We start from the raw sequence: 1,016 nt of genomic DNA, 5'->3' as shown, positions 1-1,016 counted from the left end.
CTGGCACCTGTTCCGCGGCACCCCGTCCCGCCTGTGGCTGGAGCAGACGTTCCGCAACGTGTTCGACGTCGACACGCCGCTGAGCCCGGCCACCGCCGACACCGTCTACGACGCGCTCGCCGCGCGCCTGGCCGAACCGGGATTCCGGCCCCGGGCGCTGTTCGAACGCTTCGGCATCGAGGTGCTCGCCACCACCGAGTCGCCGCTGGACGACCTCGGCCGGCACGCCAAGCTCGCCGCCGACGGCTGGGGCGGGCCGGGCGGGCGGGTGGTCACCACGTTCCGCCCCGACGACGTGGTGGACATGGAGTTCGGCAACTGGGCGGCAAACGTGGACCGCCTCGCCGAGGTCTCCGGCGAGGACACCGGCACGTACGCCGGATACCTGGCCGCGCTGCGGGCCCGGCGGGAGGCGTTCGCCGCCGCCGGGGCCACCTCCACCGACCACGGGCACCCGACCGCCCGTACCCTCGATCTCAGTCCGGCGCAGGCCGCGGCTCTCTACGACAGGGGCCGGCGCGGCCTGGCCGACACGGGCGACGCGGAGGCGTTCCGGGCGCACATGCTGCTGGAGTTCGCCCGGATGTCGCTCGACGACGGCCTGGTCATGCAGCTGCACCCCGGTGCGGTGCGCAACCACAACCGGTGGCTGCACGCCCGGCACGGCCGCGACGTGGGCGGGGACGTGCCGCAGGCCACCGAGTACGTGCACGCTCTCGCGCCGCTGCTGGACGCGCACGGCAACGACCCGAGGCTCACAGTGGTGCTCTACACGCTCGACGAGGACACGTTCACCAGGGAACTCGCCCCCCTGGCCGGCGGCTACGCGGCGCTGCGCCTCGGCGCGCCCTGGTGGTTCCTGGACTCCCCCGAGGTGCTGCGCCGGTTCCGCGAGGCGGTCACCGAGACGGCCGGCTTCTACAACACCGCCGGGTTCGTCGACGACACCCGCGCGTTCTGCTCCATCCCGGTACGCCACGACGTGGCCCGCCGGGTCGACGCCGGATTCCTCGCCC

At 74.1% G+C, this 1,016-nt stretch carries 1 protein-coding gene; it reads left to right on the top strand.

Going from position 1 to position 1,016, the window contains the following annotated elements:
• Positions 1-1,016, top strand: a 1,016-nt coding sequence (gene uxaC, locus KBX39_RS31915) for a glucuronate isomerase (RefSeq protein WP_210874137.1), incomplete at both ends; no start/stop codon positions are given.

It is taken from the genome of Micromonospora sp. D75 (genome assembly GCF_018070405.1).
GTDB classification, from domain to species: domain Bacteria; phylum Actinomycetota; class Actinomycetes; order Mycobacteriales; family Micromonosporaceae; genus Micromonospora; species Micromonospora chalcea.
Note: the sequence above shows the minus strand (reverse complement) of the source record. Positions and strands in the feature narration are given on the sequence as shown.